General features: G+C 66.8%; 15 protein-coding genes and 1 tRNA gene. 4 read left to right on the top strand and 12 right to left on the bottom strand.

Going from position 1 to position 15631, the window contains the following annotated elements; translation table 11 throughout:
• Nucleotides 1–224: 224 nt before the first annotated feature.
• The 5 genes from groL to ACZ6IE_RS03980 all read right to left on the bottom strand — a co-directional run bounded on the left by groL (nucleotide 225) and on the right by ACZ6IE_RS03980 (nucleotide 4719).
• Complete coding sequence (gene groL / locus ACZ6IE_RS04000; protein WP_079727057.1) at nucleotides 225–1844, bottom strand: chaperonin GroEL; 1620 nt, start codon at nucleotides 1842–1844, stop codon at nucleotides 225–227.
• A 168-nt stretch (nucleotides 1845–2012) separates the two neighbouring features.
• On the bottom strand, nucleotides 2013–2216 hold the full coding sequence (locus ACZ6IE_RS03995; protein WP_077053721.1) for a cold-shock protein: 204 nt from the start codon (nucleotides 2214–2216) through the stop codon (nucleotides 2013–2015).
• Between the two features lie 268 nt (nucleotides 2217–2484).
• Entirely contained in the window at nucleotides 2485–3060 is a 576-nt protein-coding gene (locus tag ACZ6IE_RS03990) for a LytR C-terminal domain-containing protein (protein WP_464606875.1), read from the bottom strand.
• Nucleotides 3061–3122: 62 nt separating this feature from the next.
• On the bottom strand, nucleotides 3123–3410 hold the full coding sequence (locus ACZ6IE_RS03985) for a DUF3263 domain-containing protein (RefSeq protein ID WP_464606874.1): 288 nt from the start codon (nucleotides 3408–3410) through the stop codon (nucleotides 3123–3125).
• A gap of 85 nt (nucleotides 3411–3495) precedes the next feature.
• A complete protein-coding gene (locus tag ACZ6IE_RS03980) occupies nucleotides 3496–4719 on the bottom strand; it encodes a DUF2332 domain-containing protein (RefSeq protein ID WP_464606873.1) in 1224 nt (407 codons plus the stop codon).
• An 81-nt stretch (nucleotides 4720–4800) separates the two neighbouring features.
• Here ACZ6IE_RS03980 and msrB point away from each other — a divergent pair, with 81 nt between their 5' ends.
• Both msrB and ACZ6IE_RS03970 read left to right on the top strand, forming a co-directional pair.
• Nucleotides 4801–5202, top strand: a complete 402-nt coding sequence (msrB, locus tag ACZ6IE_RS03975; RefSeq protein ID WP_077053725.1) for a peptide-methionine (R)-S-oxide reductase MsrB — start codon at nucleotides 4801–4803, stop codon at nucleotides 5200–5202.
• On the top strand, nucleotides 5203–5901 hold the full coding sequence (locus tag ACZ6IE_RS03970; protein ID WP_464606872.1) for a nitroreductase family protein: 699 nt from the start codon (nucleotides 5203–5205) through the stop codon (nucleotides 5899–5901).
• 126 nt (nucleotides 5902–6027) lie between these two features.
• Here the strand turns inward: ACZ6IE_RS03970 and ACZ6IE_RS03965 are convergent, their stop codons facing one another.
• From ACZ6IE_RS03965 to ACZ6IE_RS03955, 3 genes are all read right to left on the bottom strand, one after another.
• A complete protein-coding gene (locus tag ACZ6IE_RS03965) occupies nucleotides 6028–7083 on the bottom strand; it encodes a DMT family transporter (RefSeq protein WP_464606871.1) in 1056 nt (351 codons plus the stop codon).
• Between the two features lie 217 nt (nucleotides 7084–7300).
• Nucleotides 7301–7374, bottom strand: a tRNA-Thr gene (locus tag ACZ6IE_RS03960).
• 81 nt (nucleotides 7375–7455) lie between these two features.
• A complete protein-coding gene (locus ACZ6IE_RS03955) occupies nucleotides 7456–8412 on the bottom strand; it encodes a DsbA family protein (RefSeq protein WP_464606870.1) in 957 nt (318 codons plus the stop codon).
• Nucleotides 8413–8711: 299 nt separating this feature from the next.
• On the opposite strand from ACZ6IE_RS03955, the gene ACZ6IE_RS03950 reads away from it, so the two are divergent.
• Both ACZ6IE_RS03950 and ACZ6IE_RS03945 read left to right on the top strand, forming a co-directional pair.
• Entirely contained in the window at nucleotides 8712–9809 is a 1098-nt protein-coding gene (locus tag ACZ6IE_RS03950; RefSeq protein ID WP_464606869.1) for an ABC transporter ATP-binding protein, read from the top strand.
• A gap of 67 nt (nucleotides 9810–9876) precedes the next feature.
• A complete protein-coding gene (locus ACZ6IE_RS03945; protein ID WP_464606868.1) occupies nucleotides 9877–11178 on the top strand; it encodes a DUF4032 domain-containing protein in 1302 nt (433 codons plus the stop codon).
• A 92-nt stretch (nucleotides 11179–11270) separates the two neighbouring features.
• Here ACZ6IE_RS03945 and rlmB read toward each other — a convergent pair whose 3' ends face one another.
• The 4 genes from rlmB to ACZ6IE_RS03925 form a co-directional block, all read right to left on the bottom strand.
• Complete coding sequence (gene rlmB, locus ACZ6IE_RS03940; protein ID WP_077053729.1) at nucleotides 11271–12278, bottom strand: 23S rRNA (guanosine(2251)-2'-O)-methyltransferase RlmB; 1008 nt, start codon at nucleotides 12276–12278, stop codon at nucleotides 11271–11273.
• Complete coding sequence (gene cysS, locus ACZ6IE_RS03935) at nucleotides 12271–13686, bottom strand: cysteine--tRNA ligase (RefSeq protein WP_464606867.1); 1416 nt, start codon at nucleotides 13684–13686, stop codon at nucleotides 12271–12273. The genes rlmB and cysS overlap by 8 nt, the downstream gene beginning before the upstream one ends.
• A 4-nt stretch (nucleotides 13687–13690) precedes the next feature.
• Complete coding sequence (gene ispD, locus ACZ6IE_RS03930) at nucleotides 13691–15025, bottom strand: 2-C-methyl-D-erythritol 4-phosphate cytidylyltransferase (RefSeq protein WP_464606866.1); 1335 nt, start codon at nucleotides 15023–15025, stop codon at nucleotides 13691–13693.
• Nucleotides 15026–15092: 67 nt separating this feature from the next.
• Entirely contained in the window at nucleotides 15093–15575 is a 483-nt protein-coding gene (locus ACZ6IE_RS03925) for a CarD family transcriptional regulator (protein ID WP_077053731.1), read from the bottom strand.
• Nucleotides 15576–15631 lie beyond the last annotated feature (56 nt).

Genomic DNA, 15631 nt, shown 5'->3' with positions numbered 1-15631 from the left:
AACAGCGGCTGCCCCTGCAACAGTGACTGGGACTGCGGCTGCCCCTACGACAGATTGCGGCTGCAGCTAGGTCTGCACCTGCGGCTGCGGCTACGGCTACGGCTACGGCTACGGCTACGGCTACGGCTACCGCTACGCAACATGTTCACCCGTATATATTCGCCGCGCGGTTAAACGACGAGAGGCGCCCTCCCGAAGGAGGACGCCTCTCGTGTGTGCAGGACTTAGAAGTCCATGCCACCGGTGGGGTCGGCCGGGGCCGGAGCGTTGCGCTCGGGCTTGTCGGCGACGACGGCCTCGGTGGTGAGGAACAGACCGGCGATGGAGGCGGCGTTCAGCAGGGCCGAACGGGTCACCTTCACCGGGTCGTTGATGCCGGCGGCCAGCATGTCGACGTACTCGCCGGTGGCGGCGTTGAGGCCGTGTCCGACGGGCAGGTTGCGAACCTTCTCGGCCACGACGCCGGGCTCGAGGCCGGCGTTGAGGGCGATCTGCTTCAGCGGGGCGTCGATGGCGACGCGCACGATGTTGGCACCGGTCGCCTCGTCACCCGTGAGGTCGAGCTTGTCGAAAGCGGTCTTGCCGGCCTGGATCAGGGCGACACCACCACCGGCGACGATACCCTCTTCGACGGCTGCCTTCGCGTTGCGAACGGCGTCTTCGATGCGGTGCTTGCGCTCCTTGAGCTCGACCTCGGTAGCGGCACCGGCCTTGATGACCGCGACACCGCCGGCGAGCTTCGCCAGGCGCTCCTGCAGCTTCTCGCGGTCGTAGTCGCTGTCGGTGTTCTCGATCTCTTTACGGATCTGAGCAACGCGACCGGCGATCTGCTCGGCGTCGCCGGCACCCTCGACGATGGTGGTCTCGTCCTTGGTGATGACGACCTTGCGAGCGCGACCCAGCAGGTCGAGCGTCACGTTCTCGAGCTTGAGGCCGACCTCTTCGCTGATGACCTGACCACCGGTGAGGATGGCGATGTCCTGCAGCTGGGCCTTGCGGCGGTCACCGAAGCCGGGGGCCTTGACGGCGACCGACTTGAAGATGCCACGGATCTTGTTGACGACGAGCGTCGCGAGAGCTTCGCCGTCGACGTCCTCGGCGATGATGAGGAGCTGCTTGCCCGACTGGATGACCTGGTCGACGATCGGCAGCAGGTCTTTGATGTTCGAGATCTTCGAGTTCGCGATCAGGATGTAGGGGTCTTCGAAGACCGCTTCCTGACGGTCGGCGTCGGTCACGAAGTAAGCCGACAGGTAACCCTTGTCGAAACGCATACCCTCGGTGAGCTCGAGCTCGGTGCCGAACGTGTTCGACTCCTCGACGGTGACGACACCTTCCTTACCGACCTTGTCGATCGCCTCGGCGATGATCGCACCGATCTGCGGGTCGGCGGCGGAGATAGACGCCGTGGCGGCGATCTCTTCCTTGGTCTCGATTTCCTTGGCAGCGGAGATGAGCTCGGCCGAGACGGCGGCGACGGCCTTCTCGATGCCCTTCTTCAGGCTGATGGGGTCTGCACCGGCGGCCACGTTGCGAAGTCCTTCGCGAACGAGGGCCTGAGCCAGGACGACGGACGTCGTGGTGCCGTCACCGGCAACGTCGTCGGTCTTCTTGGCGACCTCTTTGACCAGCTCGGCGCCGATCTTCTCGTACGGGTCGTCGAGTTCGATCTCCTTGGCGATGGACACGCCGTCGTTGGTGATCGTGGGGGCGCCCCACTTCTTCTCGAGGACAACGTTGCGACCGCGGGGCCCGAGGGTGACTCGGACGGCGTCGGCCAGCGTGTTCAAGCCACGCTCGAGGCCGCGGCGGGCCTCTTCGTCAAAAGCAATGATCTTAGCCATTGTGTTTTTCGTCCCTCCCGGACGTCATGAACGTATTTAGCACTCAGGTTGATCGAGTGCTAACACGATTCTGGCACTCTCCCCCACCGAGTGCAAGCCGCGTGACCGGGAATGAAGAACGCCGCCCGCGGTGTGCGAGCGGCGTTCTCCGTGATCGTTGATGCGGTCTCAGGCGAGGCGCACCGACTCCGCCTGCGGGCCCTTTGCCCCGGTGCCGACCTCGAACACGACGGCCTGGCCCTCTTCGAGAACCTTGTAGCCGGACATGTCGATCGCCGAATAGTGGACGAAGACGTCCTGTCCCTCTCCGTCGACGGTGATGAAGCCGAAACCTTTTTCAGCGTTGAACCATTTCACGGTCCCGTTCGCCATGAGTAACTCCCAGTTGCTGTGTTATTTCCGCACCAACGTTTTGCCTGTGCGGGGTCTACTGCATATGTGAGGATGCAGCCATCGTGCGTATCGAGGCCGATCCGGGTGGAGCGTACTGACGGCAAAATGTGTGACCAATTTCAGATAGTAATGAAATGGACAGCCAGGTCAACGGGTAAATGACCCGATATCGCGATTGCGTACAACAATTCAATGAGAATTAAACATCGCCGAAATATGCGGGCGGTTTCGGGGCGCGCTCCGGCCGTTACGGGGCAGTCGTCGTGGGCGTGTAGTCGGTGCCGAGCACGATCGTGATGGTGGTCGCCTCACCCTCGGCTCCGGCATCCGGCGCCTCGGTTTCGGTGAGCAGCTGGATGGTCGCGCCACCCAGCGCCTGGGCGAGCCCCCTGGCCACACCTTCCTGAGCGGAATCCCGGTAGTAGACGATGGTGGTCTCGACGTCGGTCGAGGTGGAGTTGCTCGGAGTGATGCTCTGCTCCCAGCCCGCGGCGTTGAGCTGCGAGATGGCCGTCGCGGCGAGACCCGCGGTCTTCGTGCCGTTGAGCACCACGATCTCGGCGTTCGGATCGATGGTGGGTGCCGCGGTCGGAACCTCGCTGGCGGGTGCGGTGCCCGAGGCCACGGGCGTATCGGTGAACTGCACCCGGTCGCTCAGCACGTTGATGGCCACGGCGCCGATGGCGACGAGGAGGAGCGTGATGACGGCGGCGACCACGAACCCGATCCAGCCGCGACGCTTGGCGGGCGCACGGTGCGCACCCACGCGTTTGAGGTCGCGCGGCGCTTCGTCGAACCGGTCTTTCGGGTAGCTCTGTCCCATGGCTTAGTCGTTGGTCCTCTGGGTCGGGTCAGGGGCGTCGCACCGGGCGACATCCGCTCGCCTCATAGGCTGCGCCGGGCACGCGCGTCGCGGCGGGCGAGGCGTCGATCGTGCAGGCGGCGGAGTCGGTTGACGAGCAACGGATCGTGGGCGACCGCCAGGGGGGATTCCAGCAGTGCGCCCAGCAACTGATAGTAGCGGGCGGGGCTCAGCGAGAAGGTGTTGCGAATGGCCTCGTCCTTGACGGACTGTTCGCGCCACGTGCGATTCTCGAAGTCGAGGATGGCTGCCGACAGTTCGTCGAGTCGGTCACCGGTCGTTCGAGCTTCGTTTTGAGCTTGTGTCGACATCAGGCGGGCCTCCTCACGAGCGCCATACTATCCAGCGCCACCTGAGCGCCCGCTCACCGCCCTCGGCGTTTGTCGAACCCGTCACTCAGACAAATCGCAGCCACTGGCCGTGTGGTCCGGCGACGGCGACGGGTTCGCCGTCGAGCGCCACGATGAAACGACCCGGTTCGGATGCGGCGGCCCCCGTCCCCTCGATCGCGGCGAGTCGCTCGGCCAGATCGGGCAGCACGCGCTCCCCCTCGTTCGAGATCCACCGCACGCCCAGCCGCCCAACCTCCCGGGCGAACTCCTCGCGCCGCACCGGGGACAGGTAAGCCAGCACGCCCGCGGTGACGACGACCGGGGTCGTGCCGGCGGGCGCACGGGCAACCAGCGCAGCGAGATCGTCCACGGCATCTCCGGTGACGAGGAGCGGCGGGTTTTGTCGCACGATGTCGAGTGCCGCCTCGATTCGCGAGCGCCGCTCGGTCTCTTCGGGCCAGAGGAGCGTCAGAAACCAGCGGATGTCTTCGGTATCCCGCACATCGATGGGCGCGAGATCGATGCCGGCACGCCAAGCGATGCGCGGCATCCGTGTCGGCAGCACAGGCGTGGTGCGAATTGCCTCAGCCGGCACCCGCGCAGCATCATCACCGGCATGACCCGTCAGATCGGGGGCGTCCCCCATAGGGTCGTCGAGCTCGGCGGGTTCGAGCGTCAGCTGGTGCCGGCCCGCCGAATCCGTGACCGTTATCGCGGTCTCCAGCACGACCGGGCCGGGGCCGTCTTCCGGGTCGAGACGCCAGACGCCGTCATCCGGGTCGAACTCTCGAGCGCCGGGGTTCGTGACGAGACGGCGGACGCGGCTCGAATCCGTGAACCGGAAGCTGTAGCGGTCGGGGTACAGACACAGCCCGGCCGACGCCCCCACTTCGATCAGCGCGAGCGGCCCCTCAGCGTCATCGATCTGCGCCAACACCGGCAGGATGCTCGCGGTGCGACCCGGCTCGTTCGTCTGCGTCGACCGCGCGCGCATCTCGCCTGACACGCTCGACCAGTTCGAAAGGACGAACTCGCGGAAGGCCGCGTAGGACGTGCCGCCGACGTCGGCATCCTCAGCCGACGCGTCCCGCATGCCGTCGTCGGCCCCGCACCAGCGCGCGCACGCGAACAACAGGTTGGGCTGGCGCTTCTCGGGCGGCAGCTCTCCCAGCAACGCGAGCACCTCGTCGTCAGCCGCCACCCCCTCCGCCCAGGCGACGTAGAGGGGCGACCGGCCGACCGCCTCCTGCCGCGCGAAACGCTCGTACCAGGCGCGTGTTCGGTCCATCCCGGCATCATGTCATGCGGGAACAATATTCAGCTCCGCCCGGTTTAATAGGGTGATCTGTCTATGACCGCAGGAGGCACCATGACTTACGAAGTAAACAAGAGCGACGCCGAGTGGCGCGAGAACCTTCCCGCCGACCAGTACGCCGTCCTCCGCGAAGCGGCCACCGAACGCCCGTGGACGGGTGAACTCCTCGACGAGGCCCGCTCGGGTCTCTACACCTGTGCGGCGTGCGGCAACGAGCTCTTCAAGAGCGGAACGAAGTTCGACTCCGGCTGCGGCTGGCCCTCGTTCTACGAGTCGGTCGACCCCGAGGCCGTGCAGCTCATCGAGGACAAGAGCCTCGGAATGGTGCGCACCGAGGTGCGTTGCGCCAAGTGCGGTTCGCACCTCGGCCACGTGTTCGACGACGGTTTCGGCACCCCCACCGGCGACCGTTACTGCATGAACTCGCTCGCCCTCGGCTTCACCCCGAGCGAATAAGTGACCGACCTCGTCGAGATCGTCGCGGGTCGGCGCTCCTGGTCCAAGGTGACCTCGGATGCTCCCACCCACGACGAGCTCCTCCCCCTGGTGCAGGCTGCCGGGCGCGTGGCCGACCACTCCTCGCTGCGCCCCTGGCGCCTGATCGAGTTGCGCGGCGACGCCCGGCTCGAGCTGGCGCGGGCGCTCGGCAAGGCCGAAGGGTCGAGCAAACCATCCAGCAAACCGCTGAAGGCTCCACTCATCCTCGCCATCGTCGCGAACGTGAAGAAGAGCAAGGTTCACCCGTGGGAGCAAGAGGCCACGGCCTCGGGCGTCGCCCATATGATGAGCCTGCTTCTGCACGACGCCGGCTGGGGCGTGTTCTGGCGCACGAGCCACTACACGCGCGCCAAGTCGGTGCGCAAAATGCACAAGCTCGAGAAGAACGAAGAGCTGCTCGGATGGCTGTACGTCGGCGGTCTCCCGGCTAACGCCCGACCCGGCCGCCGCAAGCTCATCGACCCCGAGCAGTTCCTGCAGCCGCTGCATCCCCACACCCTCGCCGGTGTGACGGCCAGCTCGGATGCCGACAGTGAGGACGAGTTCCACCCGGTGCCGGTTGCTCCGGCGGGCGAGAAGGCCAAGAAAGACAAGAAGAGCAAGAAGAGCAAGAAAGACACGACGGGCAAGAACGTCAAGAAGGCCGTGGCGCTCTAGCCCCACCGTTCTCCGCTCGCACAAGAGGGGCGCTCCATCACGGAGCGCCCCTCTTTCTGTGTCGCCGCTACGGGGTGCGGTGTTGGCGTGCTCCGATATCCGCCGCGGCGATTCCAGCGCGTGCTGCTAGCGGGTGCGGCGCTTCCAGCGTGCGCTCGCGATGACGACGGCGCAGAGCGCGAGCGCCGTCGAGCCGAAGGTCGCGAAGCCGAGGTGCGTGGCATCGCTCGGGAAGATCACGTCGATGGCGATCGCGGCGAGCAGCTGCCCGGCCACCGAGGCGAGCCCCAACACGAGCACACCGGTGTGCTGGACGAGCCAGGCGAGCGTTCCGATGAAGACGCAGCCGATCGCGCCGCCGGTGTAGAGCCACCATTCGGTGGGCAGCGACGTCGGCCAGCCGACGAACGACGAGTGGATGAGCATCGCGACGACGAGTGCCGCGGTGCCGACGACGAAGTTGCCGAACGTGGCCGCGAGCGTGCTCTGCGCCGCAACCTTGACGCGGCCGTTGACGGCCTGCTGCCAGCTGAGGCCCAGACCGGCGATGAGCGGAAGGATGAGCACCCAGACGGGCACGGGGCCGCCGAGCTGACCCGATACCGACCAACCCACGGCGATCAGGGCGAGGATGGCTCCCGCGGCGCGCGGCGCGGTGATGCGCACGACGCCCGTCGGCCCGAAACCGGCGCGGTCGAGGAGGAGTCCGCTGACCGTCTGCCCGGCGATGACGGCCACGCTGAAGAGCGCGACACCCACGAGCGCGGCCGTGAGGCCCTGTGAGAGCACGAGCAGGGCGCCCGCGAGACCGCCGAGCACGGTCCACCAAGGCATCGTGCCACTGCGCAGCATGCCCCAGACACGCGCGACACCGGCGCGGCCCGATCGCATGATCAGCAGACAGACCAGCAGGATGACGAGGCCGCTGCCGAACGAGATCGACGCCGCTACGAAACCGTCGCCGGCGCGCGCCGATAGCTCGCCGTTGATGCGCGCCTGCGCAGCGATGCCGCCGCCCACGACGACGGCGATGAGAATGGCCAGCGCGGCCGGTAAAGGCTTCTTGGCGGCCGGAGCTTCGGCGACGGAGGTCGCTGCTGCGGGACGTGTGGCGGAGGTCGCGGCGGAGTCCGAGGCGGACCTGTCAGCGTTCCCTGCGGCGGCGGAATTGATGTCTGTCATTCGTATCTGTCCCTTGCATCTCGTTCGTGCCGGGCGCGAGCGCACCGGCATCCGAGGACAACCGCGCACCCCGCCGAATAATGCCCGCGGCCCTACACCCGCCGGGCCCCACATATGCCCGGCCCCCACATGTCGGCCCCCACATGCCCGGCCCCCACATGCAAAGACCCGCCGGCCTCGCGGGCCGACGGGTGCTTGCATTCTGTTGCTACATCTGAGCTGCCTGTCAGATTCGAACTGACGACCTGCTGTTTACAAGACAGCTGCGCTACCAGACTGCGCCAAGGCAGCAGCTTTGAAGCATCCCAACCTTATCGGATGGGGGCCGACCAGACCACTCGGTCACCCGAGCGGCCCGGCCGAAACGTGCGCCTACGGGGCAGGAGTCGGAGCAGGAGTCTCGCTCGGGGCGGGAGTCTCGCTCGGCTCAGCCGTCTCGCCCGAGGTGGGCGTCGGGCTCGACGTGGAGTAGGTCTCGGACGCCGTCGACAGCACGAACGCCTGGAACTCCTTGGCGTCGGTGATCGAACCCGTGTACTGCTTGTCGTTCACCAGGATGGTGGGCGTGGCCTGCAGCTTTTCGAGCGACGAGTTGGGGATGGGCTCGCCGAGCGCGCGGTCGGTGGCGTTCTGCACCCACGACTTGTAGGTGAAGTCGTCGATGCACGAGTCGATCTTCTTGGCCTCGGACGTGCCGGTGTCGGCGACGAGCTTCTTGATCTGATCGTTCGTCAGGCCTGCCGTTCCCTCTTCGGGCTGGTTGGCGAAGAGCGCGTTGTTCAGCGCGGGCCAGTCGTTGGGCGAGTAGTTCGCGACGCAGGCGGCCGCGTTGGCACTGCGGAGGGAATACTGCGTGCCGGCCGATTTGCTCGTCAGGAAGGCGATGGGGTGGTACTCGACGGTGACGGTGCCCGACTCGGCCCAGCTCGTGAGCTGCTCGGCGTTGGTCTCTTCGAACTGGCCGCAGAAGGGGCACAGATAGTCGAGATAGATGCGGATGTTGGGCACGTTCGGGTCGGTCTTCGTGGCCTGCGGCTCGGCACCGGCGGCCAGCGCGTCGGACGGCACGACCTTCATGTCCTGACCGAACACGATGCCGTCGCTCGCCATGTTGGCGGGCCCAGGGGATGCCGGGCGGATCGCCGTTGCGATGATGACGGCCACTCCCGCGACGATGGCGAGAACGACGACGACCAGTCCACCCTGCAGGAGGACGCGGTTGCGGCGGTCTTTCTTGCGCTGGGCTTCGCGCTGGACCTTGGCCTTCTCGCGCGCCGCTTCGCGTCGCTCGTTCTTGGAGGGACGGTGCCCGGGACCACCGATGCTCATGGATCCTCGCTCTATCGTGTTGGGGAAGTCGTGACGGCTCACGGGAAGAGCCAAACCTCATCGAGGCTACCTCTCTCATCTGGGAATCGTCCAAACGATGGCTGAATGCGAGGGCTGTGTGGCCGGGCACGGGTTGACCCCCGAACGTGGCATAATGAGGCCACCGGTGTCGCGCTTCGGCGTGCGCCGCGACAACACAACGATGTGTTCACCCGAACGGTTCCGGCCGCACGGGTGTGACCATCGACATCCATCACAACGGATCGTCCGGCACGTACCTGCCGGTGAAGGAGAAAATAATGGCGTCAGTAACGTATGACAACGCAACCCGTCTGTACCCCGGTGGCACGCGCCCCGCGGTCGACAAGCTGAACCTCGAGGTCGCCGACGGCGAATTCCTCGTTCTGGTCGGCCCCTCCGGTTGCGGAAAGTCGACGTCTCTTCGCATGCTCGCCGGCCTCGAAGAGGTCAACTCGGGCAGCATCCGCATCGGCGACCGCGATGTCACCGATGTTCCCCCGAAAGACCGTGACATCGCCATGGTCTTCCAGAACTACGCGCTCTACCCGCACATGACGGTCGCCGAGAACATGGGCTTCGCGCTGAAGATCGCCGGCGTCGGCAAAGACGAGCGCGCCACCCGCGTGCTCGAGGCCGCCAAGCTCCTCGACCTCGAGGAATACCTCAACCGCAAGCCCAAGGCCCTCTCGGGTGGTCAGCGTCAGCGTGTTGCCATGGGTCGCGCCATCGTGCGTCAGCCCCAGGTGTTCCTCATGGACGAGCCGCTGTCCAACCTCGACGCCAAGCTCCGCGTCCAGACGCGCACCCAGATCGCGTCGCTCCAGCGTCGCCTCGGTGTCACCACGGTCTACGTCACGCACGACCAGACCGAGGCCCTCACCATGGGTGACCGCATCGCCGTGCTGAAGGATGGTCTGCTGCAGCAGGTCGGAACGCCGCGCGACCTGTACGAGAAGCCCGAGAACGTGTTCGTCGCCGGCTTCATCGGCTCCCCCGCCATGAACCTCATCCAGGCCGACCTGGCCGAGGGCGGCATCGTCTTCGGTTCCTCCGTCGTCCCGGTCGACCGCGAGATCCTCTCGGCCACCTCGGCCAAGGAGGTCACCGTGGGCGTTCGACCCGAAGACATCCAGGTCTCGACCGAGCCGGGCGTGGGCCTGCAGGTCACGGTCGACCTCGTCGAAGAGCTCGGCGCCGACGGCTACCTCTACGGTCACGCCGACATCAACGGCAAGCGCACCGACCTCGTCGCCCGCGTCGACGGTCGCCTGCACCCCTCCGCCGGTGAAACGGTCGGCCTCGTTCCGACGCCGAACCACCTGCACACGTTCGACATCGAGTCGGGCGAGCGCCTCAACAAGGCCGTCGTAGCCTAACGACGATCAGACGCCGGCCGGGTCCGCACAGCGTGCGACACCCGGCCGGCGCTATCGTTTAACGATCATGAGCGGTTCACTGAACATCACGGCGGCCACCGTCGACCCTGCCCTGCTTGACCTGCCTTGGAACCTGCCGCTCGACACCTGGCCGTCCGAGAACATCGCGTCGCTGCCCAAGGGCATCTCGCGCCACCTCGTGCGCTTCGCCAACCTGTCGGGCTACGTCATCGCGGTGAAAGAGACCACGAGCGAGATGGCCCGCGGCGAATACGACATGTTGCGCACCCTGCAGCGTCTCGACATCCCGTGTGTCGACCCCGTCGCGGTCATCACCAACCGCACGACCGACGACGGCGACCCCCTGCCCTCGGTCCTCGTCACGCGGCACCTCAAGTTCTCGCTGCCCTATCGCGCGCTGTTCTCGCAGCAGCTGCGGCCCGACACGGCCACGCGTCTCGTAGATGCCCTGGCCGTGCTGCTCGTGCGCCTGCACGTCATCGGCTTCTTCTGGGGCGACGTCTCGCTCTCGAACACGCTCTTCCGCCGCGACGCCGGAGCCTTTGCGGCCTACTTGGTAGATGCCGAGACGGGCAAGCTGTTCGACGGCGGGCTCTCCAACGGCCAGCGCGAGAATGACCTCGAGGTCGCGCGCGTCAACATCGCGGGCGAGCTCATGGACCTCGAGGCCGGCGGCCGCGTCGACGACGAGCTCGACCCGATCACGGTGTCGAACGGCATCGTCGCCGCCTACCGCTCGCTGTGGAAAGAACTCACGGGGAGCGAGCAGTTCGAGAGCTCCGAGCGCTGGCGCATCAACGAGCGCGTCGCGCGTCTCAACGAGCTGGGCTTCGACATCGAAGAGCTGGCCATCAAGGCGAGCGCCGAGGGCACCCAGATCCGAATCCAGCCGAAGGTCGTCGACGCGGGTCACCACCAGCGCCGTCTGCTGCGGCTCACGGGTCTCGACACGCAGGAGAACCAGGCCCGGCGCCTGCTCAACGACCTCGACTCCTACATGGCCACCATGCCCAACCCGAACATCGACGAGGAGATGGCCGCACACGAGTGGCTCATCCGCGTGTTCGAGCCCGTGGTCAAATCCATCCCGCGTGATCTGCGCGGCAAGCTCGAGCCCGCCGAGGTGTTCCACCAGTTGCTCGAGCACCGGTGGTACTTGTCGGAGCAGCAGGGGCGCGACATCCCGCTCGCCGAGGCCCTCACGTCCTACATCACCAACGTGCTGCGGCATCGTCGAGACGAGGCCACCGTCATCGAGCCACCCACGGGCACCATCACCCTCCCGGTGGATGTCGTGAGCGACGACGCCTCGTCCGACGACGACGTCGACTGGCGCGAACTGGTCTGAGCCGACTGGACTGAGTGGGCCGATCAACGGGTCGCGAAAAAGGCCGGCACGGGATGTCAGACATCCGTGCCGGCCTTCGCTCGCTCTGAGAGCTAGCGGGTCTTCGCCGCGGCGCGCAGCTTCGAGATCTCGTAGAGCGTGACGCTCGCAGCGATGCCGGCGTTGAGCGACTCGGTGTCGGCACCGATCGGGATCGACACGACCGCGTCGCAGTTCTCGGTGACGAGACGCGACAGACCCTTGCCTTCGCTGCCCACGACGACGAGCAGCGGGCGGTCGGCGAGCGCCAGGCCGGGCAACGACACGTCGCCGTCACCGTCGAGGCCGATCACGAAGACGCCCTGCTGTTTGAACGCCTTGATGGTGGCGGTCAGGTTGCCGGCCATGGCGACGGGCAGGCGGGCGGCGGCACCGGCCGACGTCTTCCATGCCGAGGCGGTCAGGCCCACCGAACGACGCTGCGGCAGGATGATGCCGTGTCCGCCGAAGGCCGCGGTTGAGCGGATGATCGCGCCGAGGTTGCGCGGGTCGGTGATGCCGTCGAGCGCCACGAACAGCGGCGTCTGCGCGCGGCTGATGGTCTTCTCGAGCAGCTCCATCGGGTGCGCGTACTCGTAGGGCGGAACCTTGAGCGCCAGGCCCTGGTGCACCGAGTCGAAGCCGCCGAGACGGTCGAGCTCGGGCTTCATGACCTCGAGAATGGGGATGCCGCGGCCCGTTGCCATGGCCAGGACCTCTTTCACGCGGTCGTCGAATTCGATGCGCGTGGCGACGTAGAGCGTGGTCGCCGGAATCTTGGCACGCAGCGCCTCGAGCACCGAGTTGCGGCCCGTCACGATCTCGCTGTCATCGGCCTGCTTCTGCTTGCGCGGCTTCTGGCCGGTGGCGGTCGTCGGGCGTCCGCCACCCTTCTTGGCCTGGGCCTCCTGCAGTCGCTGCTGGGCGATCTTGCGCTTGCCGGCGACGTGGTAGGTGCGGTCCTCGGCCTTGGGGGTCGGCCCGCGGCCTTCGAGCGCCTGCCGACCGTTGCCACCGGTGCCCTTGACGGCACCCTTCTTCATCTTGCGGACCGCGCCGGGGCGGCCTTGTTTGCTAGCCATCGATACTCCAATGTGCACCTGTGGGGGTGTCTTCTACGGTGATTCCCGCCGCGGCGAGGTCATCTCGGATTCGGTCGGCGGCGGCGAAATCGCGCCCCGCTCGTGCGTGTTCGCGGGCATCGACCAGCCGGGTGACGAGGGCGGCCAGCACGTCGTGCGAGTCGTTCTCACCACCCTGTTCCCATTCGGGGGCGAGGGGGTTGATGCCCAGGACGTTACTCATGGCCCAGACCTGGCCGCGCGCTTCGGCAGCCACGCGCAGGTCGTCGTCGTCGATCGCGGCGTTGCCCGATCGGATGGTGTCGTGCAGAACGGCGAGCGCCTGGGGAACGCCGAGGTCGTCGTCCATGGCTTCGCGGAACTCGTCGGGGATGCTCTCGGCTCCCGTTCCCGCGAAACGCGTGCCGGCGAGCCGACGGTCGGCACGGCGCAGGAAGCTCTCGATGCGCTCGAGCGCGGCCTCGGCCTCGGTGAGCGCGTTGTCGTGGAAGTCGATCGTGGAACGGTAGTGCGCCTGGCCGAGGTAGTAGCGCACGACGATGGGCCGCGCCTGCGACAACAGGTCGGCCGCATAGACCGAGTTGCCGAGCGACTTGGACATCTTCTGCCCGTTCACGTTGACGAGGCCGTTGTGCACCCAGTAGTTGGCGAAACCGTGACCGGCCGCGGTTGATTGCGCGAGTTCGTTCTCGTGGTGCGGGAAGCGCAGGTCGAGCCCGCCGCCGTGGATGTCGAAGTTCTCGCCCAGGTAACGGCTCGCCATCGCGGAGCATTCGATATGCCATCCGGGTCGCCCGTCGCCCCACGGGGACGGCCAGGACGCGCTCTCGGGCTCTGAGTCTTTGTGCCCCTTCCACAGGGCGAAATCGCGGGGGTCGCGTTTGCCGCGGGGGTCGGCGTCGGCGGCCTGTTCCATCTTGTCGATGCTCTGGCGCGTGAGGTCGCCGTAGGAGGGCCAGCTGCGCACGTCGAAGTAGACGTCGGCCGAGTCATCCGTGGCGGGGTAGGCGTGGCCGTTGTCGATCAGGCGCTGAATGATGGCGTGCATCTGCTGGATGCTGGCGGTGGCACGCGGCTCATAGGTGGGAGCGAGCACGCCCAAAGCGCGGTAACCGGCGGCGAATTCGAGCTCCATGCGGTAGGCGAGCGCCCACCACGGCTCGTGCTCGGTGGCGTTCTGCAGGACCTTGTCGTCGATGTCGGTGACGTTGCGCACGAGCGTGACGTCGTAGCCCGAGAAGTTCAGCCAGCGACGCAGCTGGTCGTAGACGAGCGCCGAACGCAGGTGCCCGATGTGGGGCGAGGACTGCACCGTCGGCCCGCACACGTAGAGCCCCACCTTGCCGTCGACGATCGGCGTGAAGTCTCGAAGCGCCTGAGCCTTCGTGTCATAGAGTCGCATTCCCACTCCCTCAGACTACTGGTCGGGCGGCAGACGAGGCCCGGATGTCGGAGAGCAGTGCCGTGGCGATCGCGGCCACGCCTTCGCCCCGCCCGGTGAAACCCAGGCCGTCTGTGGTGGTGGCGGACAGCGAGACGGGCGCACCCACGAGCGCGGTCAGCAGTTCTTCGGCTTCGGCGCGGCGCGGCGAGAACCGGGGGCGGTTGCCGACGATCTGTGCGGTGACGCTCTCGATGCGGTAACCCGCTTCGCGCACGCGCTCGATGGCGGCTTCGAGGAACACACTCCCGTGCGCGCCGTCGAAGCGCGGGTCGTCGGTGCCGAACATGCCCCCGATGTCGCCGAGGCCTGCTGCACTCAGCACGGCGTCGACGATGGCGTGGGCGACCGCGTCGCCGTCGCTGTGGCCCGACAGCCCGGGTTCGCCCGGCCAGTGCAGGCCCGCAAGCCAGAGCGGCTGGTCGTCGTCGAACGCGTGCACATCGATGCCGAGGCCCGAGCGCAGGGCCGGGGAGCGGTGAGAGGGCGCTAGCGAGGCGGCGGAACGTTCGGCGAGCAAGCGTTCGGCGCGCTGCAGATCCCACGGCGTCGTGATCTTGAAGGCCAGCGGGTCGCCCGCGACGACGATCGAGGAGAATCCGTGCGCGGCGCACAGGGCGGCGTCGTCGGTGTGATCGTCTCCCCCTGCTGCATAGGCGGCGAGGATCTGCTCACGCGGGAAACCCTGCGGCGTCTGCACGGCCCGCAGCGCCGACCGGTCGACCGTGCCCGTGATGGTTTCGTCGGCGTCGACGCTTTTGATGGTGTCGGCCACGGCCAGGCCGGGCACGACTCCCCCGCCGGTCTGCTCGACGAGCACGGCCACGCGTTCGAGATGATCGGATGTCGCGAGCGCTCGGGCGGCATCGTGCACCAAAACGGTCTGCACCGATTCGAGCAGCAGCCCGAGGCCCGCGTGCACCGACTCCTGGCGGGTGACCCCGCCCGACACGACGCTCACATAGTCGCGCGCGGCCCCGGCTGCTGCGAATGCGATTTCTTCGGCCTCTGGCACGAGCGCGGCGGGCGCCACGACGATCACCTGGGCCGCTTCGTGCATGCCGAAGACACCGTCGAGACAGTGCTCGAGGATGCTGCGGCCCGCCAGCGTGACGAAGGCCTTGGGCCGCTCGGCACCGAGCCGCTGTCCGCTGCCCGCGGCGACGACGATGATCGCTCGCGTGGGTGCGAGGCCGCCTGAGGCCTCAGTACCGCTGATGTCGAACGTCGAACCGGCTGCGGTCGAGGATCCGGGTTCGGCGACCGTCGCTTCGTACTCGGGCGGTAGCTCGGATGCGGGATTCATGGGCCGATTCTAGGGGTGTGCACGACGAATGCCCGCCCCGTCTCCGGAGCGGGCATTCGATCGAGGATTAGGACGCGAGAACCTCGTCGAGGACGGTGGAAGCCGCCTCTTCGCTGGACTTCTCGGCGAGCGCGAGCTCGGAGATGAGAATCTGTCGCGCCTTCGCGAGCATGCGCTTCTCACCGGCCGAGAGGCCGCGGTCCTGGTCACGACGCCACAGGTCGCGGACGACCTCGGAAACCTTGATGACATCGCCAGAGGCGAGCTTCTCGAGGTTGGCCTTGTAGCGGCGGCTCCAGTTGGTGGGCTCTTCGGTGAAGGGCGCACGCAGAACCTCGAACACCTTGTCGAGGCCTTCTTTGCCGATCACGTCGCGAACGCCGACGAGGTCGACATTCTCGGCCGGAACCTCAATCACGAGGTCACCCTGGGTGACGCGCAGCTTCAGATAAAGCTTTTCTTCCCCCTTGATGACCCTGGTCTTCACTTCGGAAATCGTTGCGGCCCCGTGGTGGGGGTAAACGACGGTTTCGCCAACCTCAAAAAGCATGGATATGTATCCCTTCAGCAACATCTAGGATACCACAGGGCCGCATACACTAAGGT

It is taken from the genome of Okibacterium sp. AC114, from assembly GCF_979253355.1.
This window is presented reverse-complemented; position numbering and strand designations above follow the sequence as displayed.

What these genes read in the sequence shown, in the direction of transcription:
- groL (WP_079727057.1), bottom strand. Translation starts at nt 1,844, where the DNA reads ATGGCTAAGATCATTGCTTTTGACGAAGAGGCCCGCCGCGGCCTCGAG.
- ACZ6IE_RS03995 (WP_077053721.1), bottom strand. Translation starts at nt 2,216, where the DNA reads ATGGCGAACGGGACCGTGAAATGGTTCAACGCTGAAAAAGGTTTCGGC.
- ACZ6IE_RS03990 (WP_464606875.1), bottom strand. Translation starts at nt 3,060, where the DNA reads ATGGGACAGAGCTACCCGAAAGACCGGTTCGACGAAGCGCCGCGCGAC.
- ACZ6IE_RS03985 (WP_464606874.1), bottom strand. Translation starts at nt 3,410, where the DNA reads ATGTCGACACAAGCTCAAAACGAAGCTCGAACGACCGGTGACCGACTC.
- ACZ6IE_RS03980 (WP_464606873.1), bottom strand. Translation starts at nt 4,719, where the DNA reads ATGGACCGAACACGCGCCTGGTACGAGCGTTTCGCGCGGCAGGAGGCG.
- msrB (WP_077053725.1), top strand. Translation starts at nt 4,801, where the DNA reads ATGACTTACGAAGTAAACAAGAGCGACGCCGAGTGGCGCGAGAACCTT.
- ACZ6IE_RS03965 (WP_464606871.1), bottom strand. Translation starts at nt 7,083, where the DNA reads ATGACAGACATCAATTCCGCCGCCGCAGGGAACGCTGACAGGTCCGCC.
- ACZ6IE_RS03955 (WP_464606870.1), bottom strand. Translation starts at nt 8,412, where the DNA reads ATGAGCATCGGTGGTCCCGGGCACCGTCCCTCCAAGAACGAGCGACGC.
- ACZ6IE_RS03950 (WP_464606869.1), top strand. Translation starts at nt 8,712, where the DNA reads ATGGCGTCAGTAACGTATGACAACGCAACCCGTCTGTACCCCGGTGGC.
- ACZ6IE_RS03945 (WP_464606868.1), top strand. Translation starts at nt 9,877, where the DNA reads ATGAGCGGTTCACTGAACATCACGGCGGCCACCGTCGACCCTGCCCTG.
- rlmB (WP_077053729.1), bottom strand. Translation starts at nt 12,278, where the DNA reads ATGGCTAGCAAACAAGGCCGCCCCGGCGCGGTCCGCAAGATGAAGAAG.
- ispD (WP_464606866.1), bottom strand. Translation starts at nt 15,025, where the DNA reads ATGAATCCCGCATCCGAGCTACCGCCCGAGTACGAAGCGACGGTCGCC.
- ACZ6IE_RS03925 (WP_077053731.1), bottom strand. Translation starts at nt 15,575, where the DNA reads ATGCTTTTTGAGGTTGGCGAAACCGTCGTTTACCCCCACCACGGGGCC.